Genomic DNA, 17514 nt, shown 5'->3' on the forward strand with positions numbered 1-17514 from the left:
TCCGAGCGGACCGCATCCTCCGAAAGGACCGACCTTGCACATCGACTACGACCACGAGAGCCGCGCGATCGTCGAGGCCTTCTTCGACCGGATCGAGGCCGACCTCGAGACGCGCGCAGCGGGCGCTCCCGCCGGGCTGGCCGCGCGGATGCGCGCCCTCCAGGCCGAGCTGGAGGCCGCCGAGACCGACCTGCCGGACGAGCCGGCGCGCTACAACCTCCGCTACACCTCCGCCGTGCTGGCCGCCTACCGCGTGCTCGGCGCGGCGGGCGTCGCCTCGGGACAGCCGCTGATCGAGTGGCTGTCCTCGGCCTTCGTCGAGCCGTTCGCCGAGGACGTCAAGGCGGGGACCAGGGCCGCGCTCGACGCGGCCCCCGACCCGTTCGCCATGATGGTGGCGATCGCGCGAGGCAGGGAGAGCGACGCGTTCGGCGCGCTGTTCACCTTCGAGCATCCGGTCGACGACGACGAGCGCTTCCACGCCGACGTGCGCCGCTGCGGGTACCACGACTACCTCGCGCGGCAGGGAGCTCCCGAGCTGACGGCCGCGCTGTGCGCGTTCGACAACAGCTGGATCGGCGCCATCGACCCGGCCCGCGACGGGTTCGCCTTCACCCGCGAGACCACGATCGGGTTCGGCGGCGACCACTGCCCGTTCCACTTCCACCGCACCCGATAGCGCCCGCCGTGGGTGAGGTCGGGCAGGGCCCGGCCTCACCCACAGGGCGGCCGCGGCGGGTCATGAGGCGACGATGCGGCGGCCGGTGATCTGGGTCGGGACGATCCTGACGTAGAGCGTCCTGTCGCCACCCGCCCATGGGCGCACGTCGGGGCCTGTGGTGTCGTGGTGGGCGGGGCCCTGGACGAGCACGCTCCACCCTTCCCTCGTCGCCTCGTCGATCCTGTCCACCTCGAACCCGACCTTCCGTTCGACCCCTTCGATCCCGGTCCGCAGGTCCTCGTCCATCGGCCCGCCGTACGCGGTGCGGAAGACGATCGTCCCCTCGTCCATCCGGTAGTTGACGGGCACCACCGTCGGCCCGCGCAGGCCGTCGAACGCGACGCGCCCCACCCCGCCCGGCGCGATCAGCCTGATGCACTCCTCGCGCGAGAGCGTCTCCAGCCGCGGAGCGGCAGACGGGGGAGCGCCTCCCTGCGGCTGGTCGAAGCGCTCGCCGAGCAGGTCCCTTGCCGTGGTGCCCAGGGCGTCGGCCAGCCGCAGCAGCGTCTCCATGCCGGGCGCGGCCACCTGCTCCTCCAGGAGCCGCAGGTAGCCGGGAGCGAGCTTGGCCCGCTCGGCGACCTCGTCGGTGGTCAGTCCGAGGCGTTCACGGTGGTAGCGGACCCTGCGGCCCAGATCGCTGGTCATCGGCTCCTCCTCGTCATCCGGTACGGCTGACGCTACAAGCCTCCCCGCGGGCGCGCCACGGCCGTCGGACCTGCGTCGAAGGGACCTGTGGACGTCGCGGACGGGACCTTCGGCCCTGGCCCGCGGCCCGGATCGCGTGACGCGCCTGCCGCGACACCGTGGAAGGTGACGGCCGTGCAGGCTGAAGCGATCCGCGCGGCGCCTTCGAGGCCTTCCCCGGCGTCCGCCGCCCGCTGGAGGAGGTTCTCGGCTGAAGGACCAAAGTCCCTGGACGCTCGGGCCGTCCGGCACTGCCGGGCCGGTCATCGATGCGGTGTGCTGGACGGAGAGCGCAAGGAAGGACACCATGGTCACGACCGACAGCACCGCCCAGACGGACGAGGGCGCCGAACAGGAGCGGCCGTCCAGAACCGTCGACTATGTCTGGGCGATCGCCCGCATCGCCATGGGATGGCTGTTCCTTTTCACCTATGTGGACAGAACCTTCGGGCTGGGCTTCGCCACCCCCGCCACCAAAGCGTGGATCTTCGGGGGCAGCCCGACCGCCGAACTCCTGAGAGGCGGCATCTTCGCTTCCCTGGCAGGGCAGCCCTGGGTGGACGCGCTGTTCTTGCTGGGACTGCTCGGCCTCGGCCTCTGCCTCATGCTCGGCATCGCCACCAGGGCGGCGGCCGTGGCCGCCGGGATCACGCTGATGATCGTGTGGGTCGCCAAGCTGCCCGTCGTCGCCACACCGATCGTGAACGAGCACGTCATCTCCACGATGGTGCTCGCGGCCCTGGCCATGGTCAACGCGGGGAACACCCTCGGCATGGGCAGGCTGGTCGGCAGGTCGTACCTGAAATAGACCAAGAAACGCCCACCGCCTTGAGGTGGGCGTTTTGCCGTACCAGTGAAAAAATCTCAGATGTGTCCAACCCGCTGATGCCGAACATGCGTCTGGACGAGCTGTTGGCGGAGCTCCAGGTACGGCTCGACGCCGTGCTCGCGACCCGCGACAGGGTGCACGCGCTGCTGGACGCGGTGGTGTCGGTGGGCAGCGATCTGGATCTCGAGACGATGCTGCGCAGGATCGTCGAGACGGCGACCGACCTCGTGGACGCCAGCTACGGGGCGCTCGGCGTGGTGGGGGCGGAGCGCACGCTGCTCCAGTTCATCCCGGTGGGGCTGAGCGAGGAGGAGATCGCCAGGATCGAGCACTGGCCGCATGGTCTCGGCCTGCTCGGGCTGCTGATCAAGGACGCGCGGCCGCTGCGCCTGCGCCTCATCTCCGACCATCCCGAGTCGTACGGCTTCCCGCCGGGCCATCCGCCGATGGGCACCTTCCTCGGCGTTCCGATCAGGGTCCGCGACGCGGTGTTCGGCAACCTGTACCTCACCGAGAAGCGCGGCGGCGGCGAGTTCGACGAGGAGGACGAGGCGATCGTCATCGCGCTGGCCACCGCGGCGGGGGTCGCGGTCGAGAACGCCAGGCTGTACGAGGAGTCACGGCGCAGGGAGACCTGGCTGCAGGCCTCCTCGGAGATCACCACCAGCCTCCTGTCCGGGGCCGAGCCGCACGACGTGCTGCGCATGCTCGCCTCGAGCGCCCGCAGGATGACCGACGCCGACGTCGCCACTGTCCTGCTTCCCGACGCGTCGGGCGACACGCTGACGGTGGCGGTCGCGGAGGGCGAGCACAGCGACGACCTGCACGGCGCCGTCTTCCCTGTGGGCGAGGGCGCCGTCGGCGCCGTGTTCGCCAGCGGCGAGTCGTGGGTGGAGACGAGCCTGCGCAACTCCTCCTGCCTGGATGAGCCTGGGCTGCTGGTGGCGCTGGGCGCCGCGCCGCGGGTGCGCGGCGTGCTGGCGCTGTTCAAGCATCCCGGCAGGATGCCGTTCACCGGCGCGGACGTGGAGATGCTCGACGCCTTCTCCGGGCAGGCCGCGGTCGCGATCGAACTGGCCGAGACGCGCAAGGACGCCGAGCGGCTCGGCCTGCTGGAGGACCGCGACCGTATCGCCAAGGACCTGCACGACGTGGTCATCCAGCGGCTCTTCGCCGTCGCCATGACGCTGATGGGCGCCGTGCGGCTGGTCGAGCGTCCCGAGGCGGCCGACCGCGTCCAGCACGCCATCGACGAGCTGGACGAGACGATCAGGCAGATCCGCTCGACGATCTTCGCTCTCCAGGGGCCCCGCGAGTCCACGTCGCCGACCCTGCGCGCCCGCATCGTCGATCTCGTCGAGGACGCCCGCGGCCACCTCGGGTTCATGCCGGCCCTGCGCATGGAGGGCGCGCTCGACCACCAGGTACCCGAGGCGGTCGCCGACCATCTGATGGCGGTGCTGCGCGAGGCCCTGTCGAACGTGGTCCGGCACGCCAAGGCGACGAGAGCGGAGGTCTCCGTGGAGGTGGCCGACGGCATGCTCACGCTCGTGGTGGAGGACGACGGGGTGGGGACGGGCGCGAGTGGACGTCGCAGCGGCCTGCGCAACATCGAGGAGCGGGCCGCTCAGCTCGGCGGCACGATGGAGCTCGAGACGCCGGTCACGTCAGGGACGCGGCTGTGCTGGAGGGTGCCGGTGTGATCCTGCGCCCCGACACCTGCTCGATCCGCACCACGATGTAGTGGTCCCCGTCGCCCGGCGCCCACGGGCGCAGCGGCAGCTCGGCCAGCCGGGCCAGCTCCGCCTCCTCGTGCACGGCACGCGACTGCCCCACGGCGGTGACCGACCAGCCGGTGCGGCTGGCGAGGTCGAAGTCGTCGGCCTCGAAGGCCACCACGGTACGCCTGGTCGCCGCGGCGAGCTTCGACCCGGCGCCCGTCCTGATCACGATGTGACCTTCGTCGAGGCAGAAGGCGACCGGCTGCACCGCGGGCAGCGCGCGGTCGGTGAACACGATCCGCCCGATCTCCGCGGACGACAGCAGCGCGAGGCATTCCCCATGGGAGAGCACCTCGAGCCCGGAACCGTCGACGGCCCGGGGGGAGGGACCCGTCATCGCCCGCGGTCCGCCTTCATCCTGGCGGCCATGGCCGCGACCTGGGTACGGCGTTGCAGGTTCAGCTTGCCCAGGAGGTTGGAGACGTAGTTCTTGACGGTCTTCTCCGCCAGGTGGAGCCGCTCGCCGATCTGCCGGTTGGTGAGCCCCTCGCCGATCAGCTCAAGGATGTGGCGTTCCTGCTCCGACAGCGCGCGTAGCGGATCCTTCCTGTCGGCCTGCTCGCGCAGCCGCTGCAGCATCGCCGCGGTCGTCTGCGGGTCGAGCAGAGACTGCCCGCCCGCCACCGTGCGCACCGCGCCGACCAGGTCGGAGCCGTGGATCTGCTTGAGGACGTAACCGGCCGCCCCCGCCATGACCGCCTCGAAGAGCGCGTCGTCGTCGGCGTAGGAGGTGAGCATCAGGCACTGCAGCTCCGGCAGGGCGGAACGGACCTCGCGGCAGACGTCCACGCCGTTGCCGTCGGGCAGTCGCACGTCCAGCACCGCCACGTCCGGCCTGAGCGCGGGGATACGGGCGATGGCGGAGGCGGCGGTCCCCGCCTCGCCGATCACCTCGATGTCGTCCTCCGACTCCAGCAGAGCGGCGACGCCCCGCCGCACCACCTCGTGGTCGTCGAGGAGGAACACACGAATCATGCTCCGACGCTATCCTTCCTCCGCCCGCCCTGGTAGGGACCAAAGTCCCGGAGCTGCACCCGGAGGGGGCGCGGCGGCGGATACGATCCGACGATGGAGCGGGACCGCTGGCTGGAGTATCTCCATGGGCGCCACTCGCCCGCCGTGTTGCGCGCCTGGGCCACGTCGCTGGCCTACTTCCGCTTCTGCCGCGCCGGCGGAGGCCATGCCGGCGACGGCGACCGGCTGCTGCTCAGCCTGCGCACCGGGACCGAGTCCGACCTGCTTGCGGTGATGTCCGCCTTCGGACTCTCCGCCGTGCGGCTGCCCGACGACAACCCTCAGCCGGTGGCGGGCAGGGCGTACTCCGCCGCCGACTTCGCCGGGTTCGTGCCGTCGATGCCGTGCTTTCCTCACCTCGCACAGCCGGGACACGTGCTGATCGCGGATCAGCCCGCCCATGTCTGGTCGGCCGCGCAGGTGCTGATCGTGAGCCTCAGTGACCAGCGGAATCCCTACGAGGTCACCGACGCCACCGTCGAGAGCGCCAAGAGGATCGAGCGCCTGCTCGGCCCCGTCGCCTCGCGCGTCGTCGACCCGCCACAGGACAGCCACCACTGCGTCTGCCCCCGCTACTACCCGGAGTTCTGGGTTTCCTGACCCGCGTCCTCGCGTTCTGTCCATGCGTGGTGCCATGCTGCCCACAATCGAGGTTGCTATGACGCCATGATGGCGTCATAGTGGTGCCATGGACCTCGCGCCATACATCGACCGGCTACGCAACGAGCTCGCCATCGCCGCCGAGGCGGGCGGCGAGGACGCCCGCGTCCTCGCCGAGCGCCTCCTCGCGCCCCTGGACTCCGCCGCCAGGCTCGTCCTCCTCGAGGCGCTGTCGAAAGCCTCCGACGAGATCACCCGCGACCTCGCGCCGGGCTCGGTCGAGATGCGGTTGCGCGGCCGCGACCCCGGCTTCGTCGTGACGCCACCCCCGGACCCCCAGTCCGGACCCACTGTCCCACCGGCTCACTCCGGCACGCTCGACACCGACGAGGGCGGCACCTCGCGGATCTCGCTCCGCGTTCCCGACCCGCTGAAGCACCGCATCGAAGCGGCCGCGAGCGGCGAAGGGCTGTCGGTCAACGCCTGGCTCGTCCGTGTGGCCGCCACCGCGCTCGACACCCACGGCATCGCCCGCCGCCACGTCGGCTGGGCACGCTGACCCCCACCCCTCACCCGAAAAGGATCCGCATTGTCCGCACACGCTGGTCGAGACCCCCGCCGCTGGTGGGTCCTCGTCGTCCTCTGCCTGAGCCTGCTGGTGCTGGTCATCGACACCACCGTGCTCAACGTCGCCATCCCCTCCCTCATGACCGACCTGGGGGCCACTCCCTCCGACATCCAGTGGATCCTCAACGCCTACGTGCTCGTCTACGCGGGCCTCCTGCTCACCACGGGCAACCTGTCCGACCGGTACGGCAGGCGACGCTTCCTCGTGATCGGCCTGGCGCTGTTCGGCGGCGCGTCGTTGCTGGCCACCCTGGCGGCTGAACCGTGGCAGCTGATCGCCGCACGCGCCTTCATGGGCGTCGGTGGCGCCATGTTGATGCCATCGACGCTGTCGATCCTCATCACCACCTTCGAGGAGGACGAGCGGCGCAAGGCCATGGCCGCGTGGAGCGTCGTGGCGACCGTCGGCGTGATCGGCGGGCCGACGCTCGGGGGCCTGCTCATCGAGCGCTTCTCATGGGCGTCGGTGTTCCTGCTCAACGTCCCCGTCGCGGTGATCGCGATCGTGGCCGCCTACGTGCTCATGCCCGAGCGGCGCGGCCCCGAGCGCAAGCTCGACCCGCTCGGCGTGTTGCTGTCGACCGTCGGCCTGACCGCGCTGGTCTACGTCGTGATCGAGGCTCCCCACCGGGGCGTGAACGTGCTCATGGCGGTGGTCGCCGCCGTCACCCTCGCGATCTTCGTGCTCTGGGAGCGCAGGACGCCGCACCCGATGCTGCCGCTCGAGCTGTTCAGGAGCCGCGACTTCAACGGGGCGTCGTTCTCCATCCTGCTGATGTCGTTCGGCGTCGGCGCGGTGATGCTGATGCTCACCCAGTACCTGCAGTTCGTGCTCGGCTACGGGGCCACGCAGGCGGGTCTCGGGCTGCTGCCGTACGCGGTCGCCGCCACGGTCTTCAACTACGTCGGCGTGGCCCTCGGCCAGAAGGTCGGCAACAGGTCGCTGATCGTGGCGGGCATGCTCGTGATGGCGGCCTCCTTCGTGGTACTCGCCATGACCGGCGGCTACTGGTCGATGTTCGCCTCCATGCTGATCATGGGGGCGGGCGGCGGGCTGGCGGGACCGGCCGCCTACACCACGCTGATGGGCGCGGTGCCCGTCGAGCGGGCGGGCGCCGGTTCCGCGCTGAACGACACCATGCAGCAGGTCGGCATGGCGCTCAGCATCGCCGTCCTCGGCAGCGTCCTCGCCGGGGTCTACACCGCTCAGATGCCGGAGTCCGCGCCCGCCGCGGCCCGGGAGTCGATCGGCCAGGCGGTGGTGCTGGGCGACCCCGGGCTCCTCGCCGCCGCCCGCGACGCCTTCGGCTCCGCGATGTCACTCGGCTCGTGGGTCGGGGTCGTCTGCTGCCTGCTCGCCGGGGCGCTCGCGATGAGCGTGCTGCGCCGCACGGCTCCCGCGGCCGGACCGCTCGCCACCGCCGAGGAGGAGAGCAAGGCCACCGCCTGAACGACTGCCCCCTCGTGCCCGGACGCCGCCGCGCCCGGGCACGAGGGCGTGCCACCGCCGGTCAGGAAGCGCCCTGCTGCTCGGGCACGTGCGGCCGGATGGGACGGCGTGGCGGGCGGTCAGCGCCGGGGAGCCAGGCGGAGGGCGACCTTGCCGCCGGACAGGGACAGGACGCGGATGCCGATGCCGTTGACCGATCCCGTGGTGCCGGCCCTGAGCTGCGCCTGCGAGGTCACGCCGGGGCCGGTGCCCTTGACGCGGACGTAGTCGCCGGTGAAGGTCACGGCCCCTCCGTTCGAGCGGTGCGGCAGGGTTTGCGGCAGTTCCCAACCTTCTGTCAGAAGCGGGGTTCCCGTCGATCCCGGCTCGGCCCGGCCAAAGGGTGGGGCGGCCAGGGTGGGCGGAACAAGCCGCTTTGGGAGGCGGTGCGGCATCGTGCGATGATGGCCGCGCCATGTCAGCCACGATGCCGCTACGAGCTCTGCGGGCCGCCGCCTTCGCCGCGGTCTCGGTCCTGCTCGGCATCGTCGCCCACACCTTCGCCGGCGGGTCGGTCTCCACGCCGGCCGTCCTGCTCGCGCTGCTGCTGGCGTTCCTGCCCGCGCAGGCGCTGGCCGGGCGCGAGCGGTCGCTCGCCACGATCCTCCTGACGCTGACCGCCTCCCAGGCGGTGCTGCACGTGCTGTTCTCCAGGGCCCACTCCGTCGAGCCGGTCGCCGTCGCGCACGGGCACGGCCAGTCGGGGTTGGTGCCGGGGCTCGGCATGCTGGTCATGCACGGGTGGGCGGTCGGGCTGACGGCACTGTGGCTGTCTCACGGCGAGGCGGCACTGTGGGCGCTGCTCAGGCGGCTGGCCGTGCGCCTGCTCTTCGCGCTGCTGGTGTTCGTCGACCCGGCGAGCCGTACGGTCATCCTCGCCCCGGCCGAACGGCCGGTGATCCTGCGCTGGATCCTGCTCGGCCATGACATGGGCAGGCGCGGCCCTCCTGGTGTCACTCGCACCGTTACCGCCTGACCTCGCCGTTCGAGCGTCAGCGCTGGTCACCCCTCAGGGGTGCTCCTCGGCGTTCCCCGCGTATGGGGCGCCGAGTCGAGTCAGTGCCGTGTCACCAGTAACCGGCTCAGCCGGGAGAAGGGCTTTTCATGTACTCGCGCGTCATTCTCGCCGCCGTCAGCGTGCTCGTCCTGGCAGGCACGGCCGCCTGCGGTTCCCAGGAGCCGGCCGTGCCCGTCGCCGGCAAGGCGGCGGCCACGGCGTCGGCCGAGCCGTCGGCAACGACGTCGGTCACTGCGGCCGCGCTCACGATCAACGATCCATGGGTCAAGACCACCAAAAAGGGGATGACGGCCGCTTTCGGCACCCTGGTCAACAACTCCGGCAAGGCCATCACCGTGGTCTCGGCCAGCAGCGCGCTGTCGCCCAAGGTGGAGCTGCACGAGGTGGTGGAGTCCAAGGGAAAGATGGTGATGCAGCCGAAGAAGGGCGGGTTCGTGATCCCCGCCAACGGCTCCCACGTGCTGAAGCCCGGCGGCGACCACATCATGCTCATGGGCGTCAGCCAGGAGGTGAAGCCGGGCGCGGAGGTGTCGTTCACGCTGGCCCTCGACGGCGGCGGCACGTTCGACTTCACCGCGATGGGCAAGGATTTCGCGGGGGCCAAGGAGGACTACCAGCCGGGCATGGACATGGGCGGCAGCCATGGCTGAGCCGGTCACGGCGCTGAATCGCCGCAGGCTGTTGGCCGGTGGGGCCGCGGCGGCGGTGACCGCGGTCGTCGGGCCCGCCGGCCCCGCGGGGTCGAGCACGTCCGCCGCCGTCCGTGGCGCGCCGACCTCGGGCACGGTCCCCGCCGGACAGGGCGCATCGATCCCGGGTACGGCACCGGCAGGACCGGGCGCGTCACCCGCGGGGGCGGCGACGGCGCCTGCCGACGGTAGCGCGGTCGAGCCGTTCCACGGGCCGCACCAGGCGGGTGTCGCGACCGCGCCGCAGGCGCACGCCGTGTTCGTCGGCCTGGACCTGCGCAAGGGCGTCGGCCGGGAGGAGGTGTCCAGGATGATGCGCCTGCTGACCGACGACGCCCGCCGGCTGACCCAGGGGCGAGCGGCGCTCGCCGACACCGAGCCCGAGCTGGCGGCGCTGCCCGCGAGGCTGACGGTCACCTTCGGCTTCGGGCCCGGCCTGTTCGGCGCGGTCGGACGGGACGGGCGGCGGCCGGCGTCGGTGGCCCCGCTGCCCACCTTCAAGATCGACAAGCTGGAGAAGCGTTGGAGCGGCGGCGACCTGCTCATTCAGCTCTGCGCCGACGATCCGCTCACCCTCGCCCACGCCCTGCGGATGGTCGTCAAGGACGCCAGGTCCTTCACGCGCGTCCGCTGGACGCAGCGAGGCTTTCGCCGGGCCGCGCACGCGCAGCAGCGAGGCACGACCCAGCGCAACGTCATGGGCCAGCTCGACGGGACCGTCAACCCCGTGCCGGGCACGCCGGAGTTCGACCGGGCGGTCTGGGTCCAGGAACAGGGCGGCTGGCTCAGCGGCGGCACGACTCTGGTGCTGCGGCGGATCAGCGCCGAGATGGAGACGTGGGACGCCGCCGACGTCGTGGCCAAGGAGTTCACGGTGGGCCGCAGGCTGGCCGACGGCGCTCCGCTGACCGGCGGTCGTGAGCACGACGAGCCTGACTTCGACAAGCTCACGGCCGCCGGATTTCCCGTCATCTCCGAGTACGCTCACATCCGCCGGGCCCGCGTCGCCGATCCGAACCTGCGGATCATGCGCAGGGTCTACAACTACGACGAGGGCGTCACGGCCGACGGCAAGGCCGACTCCGGGTTGCTGTTCGCCTCCTACCAGGCCGACATCACCCGCCAGTTCGTGCCCGTCCAGGAGCGGCTGGCCGAGGCGGACCTGCTGAACGAATGGACGACGCCGATCGGCTCGGCGGTCTTCGCCGTACCGCCGGGCTGCGGACCCGACGGCTGGATAGGGGAGAGCCTGCTGTCATGATCAAGAAATCCGTGTCCAGGGGCCTGCTGCTGCTGGCCGCCTGCTGGATGTTCGTCCTGTACGGCGCCCCCCAGGCACTGGCCCACGACCAGCTCAAGAGCAGCTCGCCGGCCAAGAACGCCGTGGTGTCGGCGGTGGAGGAGATCGAGCTGGAGTTCACCGCGCGCGTGCGGTTGCCCGCGGTCGTGCTGCACGACGCCGGCGGCGCGGCCGTCGCGGTCGGCAAGCCGGAGGCCGACGGAGCCGTGGTCACGGCGGCGGTGCCGCAGCCGCTCCCACCGGGCCGGTACGTCGTCGGGTGGCGGGTGGTCTCCTCCGACGGCCACCCGATCGAGGGAGAGATCCCGTTCACCGTGAAGGGGACCGCCTCGACCACCCCCACGCCCTCAAAGGCGCCCTCGAGTTCCCCCGCGACCGATCCCTCGACAGCGCCCGCCGCTGCGGCGAGCAGCGCGGCGCCGCGGCCTTCGGCGCCTGTGGCGGCCACCGAGGCCGGGGATCGGTCGGCGCGGAGCGTGCCCGCGTGGTTGTGGGCGACGGCCGCCGTCCTGATCGTGGCGGGCGCCGGCCTGCTGCTGCTCAGGCGAGGTAGGAGGGAACCGGAGCAGGAGGAGTAGGCCGGCCTGGCCGGCGGCGTCGCGACCTCACGTGTGGGCGGCGATCCGCGTCGACGGGACGTGGCCGGCCGCCCACGTCGGCCTGGCCCCGGGTCAGGCCGCGCGGCCGACGCGTGCGCCGTTCCGCCAGATGGCCGCCACGTCGCGCATGGCGGTGATGTCGCGGGTCGGGTCGCCGTGGACGAGCAGGAGGTCGGCGCGGTGGCCCCGCTCGATCCTGCCGCGCCCCGGCAGGCGGTAGAAGTCGGCGGGCGCGGAGGTCGCGGCCGTGAGCGCGGCCGAGGGGGACAGACCCGCGCCGACCAGCAGTTCGAGTTCGACGATCATGCTGACCCCGTGCGCGACGCCAGGGACCCCGCTGTCGGTGCCCGCGACGATCGGCACGCCGGCCCCGTGCAGGAGGGCCACGTTGCGCGCCGCGGACTCGAGCCTTCCCCCGTCCTCGAAGCCCCACGGGCTGCCGAGCAGGTCACGCTGTCCTGACGACAGGTACGGGGCCACGCGCGGGTCGGCGGTGACGGCGGCGCGCGCGGGGTCGTCCGCGGCCGAGAGCGCGCTCATGAGCGTCAGGGTCGGAGTGACGAACGCGCCGCTGTTCCGGACCAGGTCCAGGAAGTCCGGATCAAGCTCGACGTCGACAGGGACATGGGCCAGGCCGGTGACGCCGGCCTCGATGGCGGTCCTGGCCAGTGACACCTTCGACACGTGCGCGACGCTGGGCACGCCGGCGCGGGTGGCGGCCGCGACCAGGCCGTTGATCTGGGCGGCCGACAGGACGGGGATGGGTTCGCCGTCCAGTCCGATGTCCTCCAGGGCGAGCTTGATGATGTCGGATCCCTCGGCCAGCCGGTCGGCCACGAACGCGGCCGGATCGTCGCCGTCGCGCAGGACCGGCACGTTCGGCGCGCCGTCGCCAGCCTCCCGATACGGTAGCCCACCAGCCCGCCGACCACAGGGACGGCAGCGGGCTCGGCGCGAAGGAACGGCGCAGCCGCTCCTTGTCCTGCTGGGTGGCGGGATCGTCGACCAGGCTGATCTCGGTGGTGACGCCGAACCTGGGACCGTCCGTGCGAGGCGGTCCCAGGTAGTGCATGTGCGCGTCGATGAGGCCCGGCATGAGGGTGGCGCCGCCGCCGTCGTGCACGGGCATGCCGGAGGGGGCGTGCCCGCTCGTGGACACCTCGACGATCCGCCCGCCGGCTATCACCACGTGGCCGGTGCCGAGCATCGACGTCCCGTCGAAGATCCGTGCTCCGGCGATGGCGTACGTCCCCGCCTCATCCGAAGCGCCGCTCTCGCCCGAGGCCTCCACCACGGCGGTTCCGGCACCGGCGGCCGAGCCTCCGACGGTGTCGGTCGCCGCCCGCCGCATCCGCCGATCGGCCGGCCGCCGCCAGGTGCTCGGGGTCAGACCGGTGGGTTGTGCTTGGAGTAGCCGCCGAACTCCCAGCGCAGCGGCGAGGCCCCCGTGACCTCCACCACGCCGTCCACCTCGAAGCGCACCGTCCGCTCCGGCTCCCACTCCACGCGCGCCGTTCCCGTCACGTGCAGCGCGTCGCCGCTGTCCCAGTCGAGGAACAGCAGCCCGCAGGCCGGATCGAGCTCCAGGTTGCCCAGTGTCATGTACATGGAGTTGCCTACGTAGTCGGGCCAGGCCAGGTGCCGTTCGTCCGCCACGGCGACGAAGCCGGGGTTGCCGCCGCGATGGGAGACGTCCGCGCCGAGCCCCTGGGCCCGGGTGGCGACGAAGAAGGTGTCCGCGCGGGAGATCCACTCCCTGTGCCGCTCGCCGAGGGTGTCGGCGGCGCGGGCGACGGGGGCGGCGCGCCCAGGTCCGGGAAGGATCGTTCGGGCCTGGATGTACTTGGGGCAGTTGGCGTAGACCTGGTCGGTGTGCACGAGCAGCCCCGCGCCCGCCACGTGGGCGGTGCCGTTGACGCGCATCCTGCGCCTGGTGGCGGGCTCCACGGCGATCAGGCCGATCTCGCGCTCGGTCTCGAACAGCCCTTCCAGGGGGTCGCCGGAGGCGGGGAGCGCGCCGATCATGATGTACCGCTCGTCCAGCGGTTCGGCGAATCCCTCGGGGCCGGTCAGGAGGCCCGCCCACATCCGGCCACGGTCGTCGGCGGCCGCGGCGACCAGCAGGCGCCGGCGGCGCAGGAAGTCGGCGGCCACGTCGGGGATCTCCGGCCTGACCCTGACCGATCCCCACGTTCCCGGGCGCGCCACCCCGGTCCTGCGCTGGACGGCGGTCTCTCCGCGGTGTTCCACGGCCTAGAAGAATCCGCAGGTGGGGGCCGAGCCGGTGGGGGCGGTCCGGTCGCCGGCGCCGTCGGGGGCGTAGATCTCCAGGCGGATGCCGTCGGGGTCCTCGAAGAACACGCCGCCGGAGGAGGCGCCCTCGCGGTGGGGGACGATGCCGCCGTGGTGGATGGTCGCGCCGATCTCGCGCAGCGTCGCCTCGGCCTGCTGTACCGCCTGCAGGTTCTCGACCTGGAACGACAGGTGGTGCAGACCCGGCTGAGCCGTGGGGAAGCGGCCCTCGCTCTGCCGCCACAGGGTGAGGGTGAGCGTGCCGTCCTGGGCGAGGAAGGCGAACTCCTTGCCGTCCTGCTCGGATCGGCCGCTGACCTCGAAGCCGAAGACGCTCTGGTAGAAGGCGGCCGACCTGTCGAGGTCGGTGACGTTGAGGCCGACGTGGCCGGTCTGGAAGGCGGGCATGCTCACTCCTCCGTGGGTCCGATACAACGAATATAACGGAGTTTGATGAGTTGTGCCGTTAGAATTTTGTGGCGTGCGTCACTCGCCCCTGTGGGCGCGGTAGTGGCGGGCGGCTCTGGCCCTGTTGCCGCAGCCGGTCGAGCACCATTCCTGGCGCGGGTGCTCCTTCACGAAATACAGCACACATCGGGGGGCGGGACAGGCACGCAGCTCGGCGACCTCGGGTCCGGCCAGGAACTCCAGTGCCGCCTGTGCCAGGCGCGCCGACAGCGTCGCCGTGGAAGGTCCCACGGGCACGCGGACGAGCGTGGCCGCGTCGTCGTCCCAGACGAGCTGGGGTGCGGTGGGTACGGCCAGCGCCGCCGCGTTCACCGTGTCGAGCGCCTGGCCGAAGGGTGGCAGCCGGGCCGCGTCGGCGGAGCTGGGCGGCCCGGGCGCGACGGCCCTGGCGAACAGTGCCCTGACGGCCAGCCGCAGGTCCACGACCTGACGCCACTGCTCGGACGTGGCCGTGAAGCCGGGGTCCAGGTCGAGCTCGGCGCGTGAGCGGGCCCAGGCGGTGAGCGCGTCGGGGTCGGCGAGTGAGTCGGTGAGGCCGCCGCGTCCCGCGCGGAGCGTGCTGACGAAGTCGAGGGCTAGCATCCCTCCAGCCTAATGGCAGTGGTGAAGGAGGTCCGTTAGAACCGGGACGGACCGATGGGCTACCGGTTGTCGTTCACGGAAGGCCGACGCTCGGCCCGGCCGGCGCCCCGGGCCGGCTGCTCCGGCGGGCGGGCGTCAGCGCGGGGAGAACAGCCAGGGCTCACGCAGGTCGTAGAAGGCCAGGTCGCCCTCGTACAGCGCCATCTCCTCGTCGAAGAGCTCCTTCAGCTCGGCGGGAGGCTGCTTGCGCTCGCCGTCGCGCGCCGCCGCCTCGGAGGTGAAGTAGATCGCCTGCGTGAACGCGCCATCGTCGTACAGCGCAGCGATGCCGCCGAGGACGTCGGGACGGAAGTCCGTGAACCGCGCCTCGTACAGGTCGTTGAGCTCGCGCATCCGGGCCACGTCGCGCGTCCTGCCCTCGATGATCTGGACGAATCCCGCCTCGTCCGACCCACCGCCCAGGAACGAGACGACCTCGCTGGAGTCGTGGAAGACGATGTCGCCGCTGATCAGCTTCGAGGTCTCCATCCACCACTGATGCTGCTCGGGCCGCCCGCTGTTGGCGCGGGCCGCCTCTTCGGACCCGAAGCGGGCGAGGTTGACGAACGTGCCGTCCTCGGTGACACCGGCGGTCGTGCCGAGCCAGCCCTGCGCGCCAGGAGCCAGCTCGTCGACCCACCGGTCGAGCGCGGCGCGCAACTGGCCGGCATCAGCGGTACGCCCCTTGATGACCTGGATGAACATGATGACGTCCTCCCTTCCGCGCCCTCCGATGTCCGAGGCTACGGTGGCCGCACCCACCCGGTCGAGCCGTGCCGATGCAGGGTTGGGACAAGCGATGGCAGAGAAACGCCAATGATGGCAGGCACGCCGCCGGTCGGTCGCCGCCTCCGCGACCGCTCTGTCCCAGATGACGAACACGACGGACGACATGCCGCCGGCCAGGGGACCTCGCGCCGCTCATGTCCGGTCGCGGGCCGCTACCCCTGCGACTTGGCGTATTCGGCGGCGCCGCCGGCGAAGTCGTAGACCGTGCACGGCTCGTCGCCGACCACCCAGGCGTCGTGGCCAGGCCGGCAGACGAAGACATCATGCGGCCCGACCTCGGCCTCGGTGCCGTCGTCCATCCGCAGGCGAAGCCTGCCGGAGACGACGAACCCGTTGTGGTGGACCTCGCACGAGTCGGTGCCCGCGATGGGTTTGACCGACTCGGACCAGCGCCATCCCGGTTGGAACGTCGCCACGCCGAAGGTCAGGCCGCTGAGATTGCAGACCTCCAGGTGGCCGTTCGGGAAGTCGCGGCGCTCGTCGGGCTTGTCGATGCTCTTGACCTCGATCATGACGTCCCCCTTCCGTCGGCTTCAGTCTCGCACCGGGATCTACCCCCAACAAGGGCTCCGAGCTGGGCGGACGAGGCCGCGCTACCGGCCTGCCGACCGGGGTAGCACGGTGGTCAGCGCCACCAGGACCACGGCCGCGGGCACGCCCCACGCCAGCACCCCCGGGATGGCCGCGGCGGTCACCTCCGCGCCCTTGCCCATGCCGTCCACCTGCCCGGCGAGCAGGATGCCGAAGACCGCGACACCCAGCGACATGCCGAGCCCGCGCACCGACACCGCTGCGGAGGTGGCGGCGGCCAGGTCGGCGGCGGAGGCGGCGTTCTGCGCGACCACGACCAGGTTCTGCATCAGCAGCCCGAACCCGGCGCCCAGCACCCCGAGCGCCACGGCGAACAGCGCGTACGGTGTGCCGGGACCGAGCCTGCTCAGCAGCGCGAACCCCGCCACCACGATCGCCGAGCCGGCGATCAGGAAGGGCTTGTAGCGGCCGGCGACGCGGCTGCCCGCCAGAGAGGAGACCACCATGAACGTGATGACGTACGGATTGAGGGCCAGGCCCGCCTGGGTGGCGCTCATGCCGTAGGCCGACTGCAGGTAGGTCGGCAGGTACACGATCGAGCCGCCGAGCAGCGCCCCGAGCAGTGCCGTGGCGGGCAGCGCGACACGCAGCGCCGGGCCGGCGAACAGCCGGGGCGGCAGCACGGGGTCGGCCGCCCTCCGTTCCCACCACACGAACGCGGCCGACAGCAGCGCGAAGGCCCCGGCGGGCCACAGGACCGCGCCGGAGGTCCACGCATGGGCACGGCCGCCCCCTTCGGCCGCCAGCAGGAGGCTCACCATCGAGCCCGCCAGCAGCGCCGAGCCTGCGACGTCGAGCCTGCCGTGCCCGCCGGACCTGGGCAGCCGCAGGGCGAACCAGACGAGCGCGATGCTGAGCAGGCCGAGGGGCAGGTTGACGTAGAAGATCCAGCGCCAGCCGGCCGTGTCGGTGATCGCGCCGCCGGCCAGCGGGCCGCCCACGCTGGCCAGGGCGAACACGCCGCCGGTCAGGCCCTGGACCCTGCCGCGCAGGTGCCGTGGATACAGCTCGGACAGCGCGATCGTCGGCAGCGCGAACAGCGCGCCCGCGCCGACGCCCTGAAGGGTTCTGGCGGCCACGAGCTGGGGCATCGTCCACGCCATGCCGCACAGGATCGAGCCGGCGATGAAGACGGCGACCGCGGTGACGAAGACCTCGCGGCGGCCGAACCTGTCGCTCATGCGGCCGTAGAGCGCCCCCGTCGTGGTCGAGGCGAGCACGTAGGAGGTGACGACCCAGCCGATCGCGTCCAGGCCGCCGAGGTCGGCGGCGATGTCGGGCAGCGCGATGGCCACCACCGTCTGGTCCAGCACCGACAACAGCATGCCGATGAGCAGGCCCGCGGTGGCCGGTACCACCCGTGAGGGCGTCGCCGTGGCGACTTCTGTGGTCACGGCGC

Annotated in this window: 21 protein-coding genes; 10 read left to right on the plus strand and 11 right to left on the minus strand. The window is 72.0% G+C overall.

Going from position 1 to position 17514, the window contains the following annotated elements; genetic code table 11:
* Nucleotides 1-34: 34 nt before the first annotated feature.
* A complete protein-coding gene (locus AC3EO4_RS12245) occupies nt 35-679 on the plus strand; it encodes an L-2-amino-thiazoline-4-carboxylic acid hydrolase (protein ID WP_379568164.1) in 645 nt (214 codons plus the stop codon).
* A gap of 60 nt (nt 680-739) precedes the next feature.
* Here AC3EO4_RS12245 and AC3EO4_RS12250 read toward each other — a convergent pair whose 3' ends face one another.
* Nucleotides 740-1369, minus strand: a complete 630-nt coding sequence (locus AC3EO4_RS12250) for a helix-turn-helix domain-containing protein (protein ID WP_379568162.1) — start codon at nt 1367-1369, stop codon at nt 740-742.
* 346 nt (nt 1370-1715) lie between these two features.
* On the opposite strand from AC3EO4_RS12250, the gene AC3EO4_RS12255 reads away from it, so the two are divergent.
* The gene (locus tag AC3EO4_RS12255) at nt 1716-2216 is read left to right on the plus strand and encodes a hypothetical protein (RefSeq protein ID WP_379568160.1); all 501 of its coding nucleotides are present in this window, start codon (nt 1716-1718) and stop codon (nt 2214-2216) included.
* Nucleotides 2217-2293: 77 nt separating this feature from the next.
* Complete coding sequence (locus tag AC3EO4_RS12260) at nt 2294-3940, plus strand: sensor histidine kinase (protein ID WP_379569167.1); 1647 nt, start codon at nt 2294-2296, stop codon at nt 3938-3940.
* Here AC3EO4_RS12260 and AC3EO4_RS12265 read toward each other — a convergent pair.
* Nucleotides 3900-4355 (minus strand): pyridoxamine 5'-phosphate oxidase family protein, encoded by a 456-nt coding sequence (locus tag AC3EO4_RS12265; protein WP_379568158.1) that lies wholly within the window; start codon nt 4353-4355, stop codon nt 3900-3902. The genes AC3EO4_RS12260 and AC3EO4_RS12265 overlap by 41 nt on opposite strands.
* The gene (locus AC3EO4_RS12270; RefSeq protein WP_379568156.1) at nt 4352-4993 is read right to left on the minus strand and encodes a response regulator; all 642 of its coding nucleotides are present in this window, start codon (nt 4991-4993) and stop codon (nt 4352-4354) included. Before AC3EO4_RS12270 ends, AC3EO4_RS12265 begins: the two co-directional genes overlap by 4 nt.
* A 93-nt stretch (nt 4994-5086) precedes the next feature.
* Between AC3EO4_RS12270 and AC3EO4_RS12275 the strand changes: the two genes are divergently transcribed.
* From AC3EO4_RS12275 to AC3EO4_RS12285, 3 genes are all read left to right on the plus strand, one after another.
* A complete protein-coding gene (locus AC3EO4_RS12275; protein WP_431895433.1) occupies nt 5087-5632 on the plus strand; it encodes a hypothetical protein in 546 nt (181 codons plus the stop codon).
* Nucleotides 5633-5720: 88 nt separating this feature from the next.
* A complete protein-coding gene (locus AC3EO4_RS12280) occupies nt 5721-6191 on the plus strand; it encodes a hypothetical protein (protein ID WP_431895435.1) in 471 nt (156 codons plus the stop codon).
* Between the two features lie 30 nt (nt 6192-6221).
* Nucleotides 6222-7709 (plus strand): MFS transporter, encoded by a 1488-nt coding sequence (locus tag AC3EO4_RS12285; protein WP_431895437.1) that lies wholly within the window; start codon nt 6222-6224, stop codon nt 7707-7709.
* 119 nt (nt 7710-7828) lie between these two features.
* Here AC3EO4_RS12285 and AC3EO4_RS12290 read toward each other — a convergent pair whose 3' ends face one another.
* Nucleotides 7829-7993, minus strand: coding sequence for a hypothetical protein (locus AC3EO4_RS12290; protein WP_431895439.1), 165 nt, complete (start codon nt 7991-7993; stop codon nt 7829-7831).
* 170 nt (nt 7994-8163) lie between these two features.
* Here AC3EO4_RS12290 and AC3EO4_RS12295 point away from each other — a divergent pair, with 170 nt between their 5' ends.
* From AC3EO4_RS12295 to AC3EO4_RS12310, 4 genes are all read left to right on the plus strand, one after another.
* The gene (locus AC3EO4_RS12295) at nt 8164-8724 is read left to right on the plus strand and encodes an MFS transporter (protein ID WP_431895441.1); all 561 of its coding nucleotides are present in this window, start codon (nt 8164-8166) and stop codon (nt 8722-8724) included.
* 128 nt (nt 8725-8852) lie between these two features.
* Nucleotides 8853-9416, plus strand: coding sequence for a copper chaperone PCu(A)C (locus AC3EO4_RS12300; protein WP_431895443.1), 564 nt, complete (start codon nt 8853-8855; stop codon nt 9414-9416).
* Complete coding sequence (locus tag AC3EO4_RS12305; protein WP_431895445.1) at nt 9409-10716, plus strand: Dyp-type peroxidase; 1308 nt, start codon at nt 9409-9411, stop codon at nt 10714-10716. The genes AC3EO4_RS12300 and AC3EO4_RS12305 overlap by 8 nt, the downstream gene beginning before the upstream one ends.
* Nucleotides 10713-11333 carry a copper resistance CopC family protein gene (locus AC3EO4_RS12310; protein WP_431895447.1) on the plus strand — a complete coding sequence of 207 codons (621 nt, stop codon included), beginning with the start codon at nt 10713-10715 and terminating at the stop codon, nt 11331-11333. The genes AC3EO4_RS12305 and AC3EO4_RS12310 overlap by 4 nt, the downstream gene beginning before the upstream one ends.
* Nucleotides 11334-11426: 93 nt before the next feature.
* On the opposite strand, the gene AC3EO4_RS12315 is transcribed toward AC3EO4_RS12310, so the two are convergent.
* The 7 genes from AC3EO4_RS12315 to AC3EO4_RS12345 form a co-directional block, all read right to left on the minus strand.
* A complete protein-coding gene (locus tag AC3EO4_RS12315; protein ID WP_431895449.1) occupies nt 11427-12230 on the minus strand; it encodes an amidohydrolase family protein in 804 nt (267 codons plus the stop codon).
* A gap of 510 nt (nt 12231-12740) precedes the next feature.
* Nucleotides 12741-13604, minus strand: a complete 864-nt coding sequence (locus AC3EO4_RS12320; protein ID WP_379568137.1) for a pyridoxamine 5'-phosphate oxidase family protein — start codon at nt 13602-13604, stop codon at nt 12741-12743.
* 3 nt (nt 13605-13607) lie between these two features.
* The gene (locus tag AC3EO4_RS12325; RefSeq protein WP_379568135.1) at nt 13608-14060 is read right to left on the minus strand and encodes a VOC family protein; all 453 of its coding nucleotides are present in this window, start codon (nt 14058-14060) and stop codon (nt 13608-13610) included.
* A gap of 72 nt (nt 14061-14132) precedes the next feature.
* The gene (locus tag AC3EO4_RS12330) at nt 14133-14696 is read right to left on the minus strand and encodes a CGNR zinc finger domain-containing protein (protein WP_379568133.1); all 564 of its coding nucleotides are present in this window, start codon (nt 14694-14696) and stop codon (nt 14133-14135) included.
* Between the two features lie 135 nt (nt 14697-14831).
* A complete protein-coding gene (locus AC3EO4_RS12335; RefSeq protein ID WP_379568132.1) occupies nt 14832-15440 on the minus strand; it encodes a hypothetical protein in 609 nt (202 codons plus the stop codon).
* Between the two features lie 236 nt (nt 15441-15676).
* Entirely contained in the window at nt 15677-16036 is a 360-nt protein-coding gene (locus AC3EO4_RS12340) for a cupin domain-containing protein (protein ID WP_379568130.1), read from the minus strand.
* 81 nt (nt 16037-16117) lie between these two features.
* Nucleotides 16118-17509: a DHA2 family efflux MFS transporter permease subunit gene (locus AC3EO4_RS12345; protein WP_379568128.1), complete on the minus strand. Its 1392-nt coding sequence runs from the start codon at nt 17507-17509 to the stop codon at nt 16118-16120.
* Between the last annotated feature and the right edge of the window lie 5 nt (nt 17510-17514).

It is taken from the genome of Nonomuraea sp. bgisy101 (assembly GCF_057708945.1).

Coding starts and splice junctions, on each gene's coding strand:
- AC3EO4_RS12310 (WP_431895447.1), top strand. CDS start 10,713: ATGATCAAGAAATCCGTGTCCAGGGGCCTGCTGCTGCTGGCCGCCTGC.
- AC3EO4_RS12270 (WP_379568156.1), bottom strand. CDS start 4,993: ATGATTCGTGTGTTCCTCCTCGACGACCACGAGGTGGTGCGGCGGGGC.
- AC3EO4_RS12280 (WP_431895435.1), top strand. CDS start 5,721: ATGGACCTCGCGCCATACATCGACCGGCTACGCAACGAGCTCGCCATC.
- AC3EO4_RS12275 (WP_431895433.1), top strand. CDS start 5,087: ATGGAGCGGGACCGCTGGCTGGAGTATCTCCATGGGCGCCACTCGCCC.
- AC3EO4_RS12305 (WP_431895445.1), top strand. CDS start 9,409: ATGGCTGAGCCGGTCACGGCGCTGAATCGCCGCAGGCTGTTGGCCGGT.
- AC3EO4_RS12295 (WP_431895441.1), top strand. CDS start 8,164: ATGTCAGCCACGATGCCGCTACGAGCTCTGCGGGCCGCCGCCTTCGCC.
- AC3EO4_RS12260 (WP_379569167.1), top strand. CDS start 2,294: ATGCCGAACATGCGTCTGGACGAGCTGTTGGCGGAGCTCCAGGTACGG.
- AC3EO4_RS12300 (WP_431895443.1), top strand. CDS start 8,853: ATGTACTCGCGCGTCATTCTCGCCGCCGTCAGCGTGCTCGTCCTGGCA.
- AC3EO4_RS12340 (WP_379568130.1), bottom strand. CDS start 16,036: ATGATCGAGGTCAAGAGCATCGACAAGCCCGACGAGCGCCGCGACTTC.
- AC3EO4_RS12255 (WP_379568160.1), top strand. CDS start 1,716: ATGGTCACGACCGACAGCACCGCCCAGACGGACGAGGGCGCCGAACAG.
- AC3EO4_RS12250 (WP_379568162.1), bottom strand. CDS start 1,369: ATGACCAGCGATCTGGGCCGCAGGGTCCGCTACCACCGTGAACGCCTC.
- AC3EO4_RS12330 (WP_379568133.1), bottom strand. CDS start 14,696: ATGCTAGCCCTCGACTTCGTCAGCACGCTCCGCGCGGGACGCGGCGGC.
- AC3EO4_RS12265 (WP_379568158.1), bottom strand. CDS start 4,355: ATGACGGGTCCCTCCCCCCGGGCCGTCGACGGTTCCGGGCTCGAGGTG.
- AC3EO4_RS12335 (WP_379568132.1), bottom strand. CDS start 15,440: ATGTTCATCCAGGTCATCAAGGGGCGTACCGCTGATGCCGGCCAGTTG.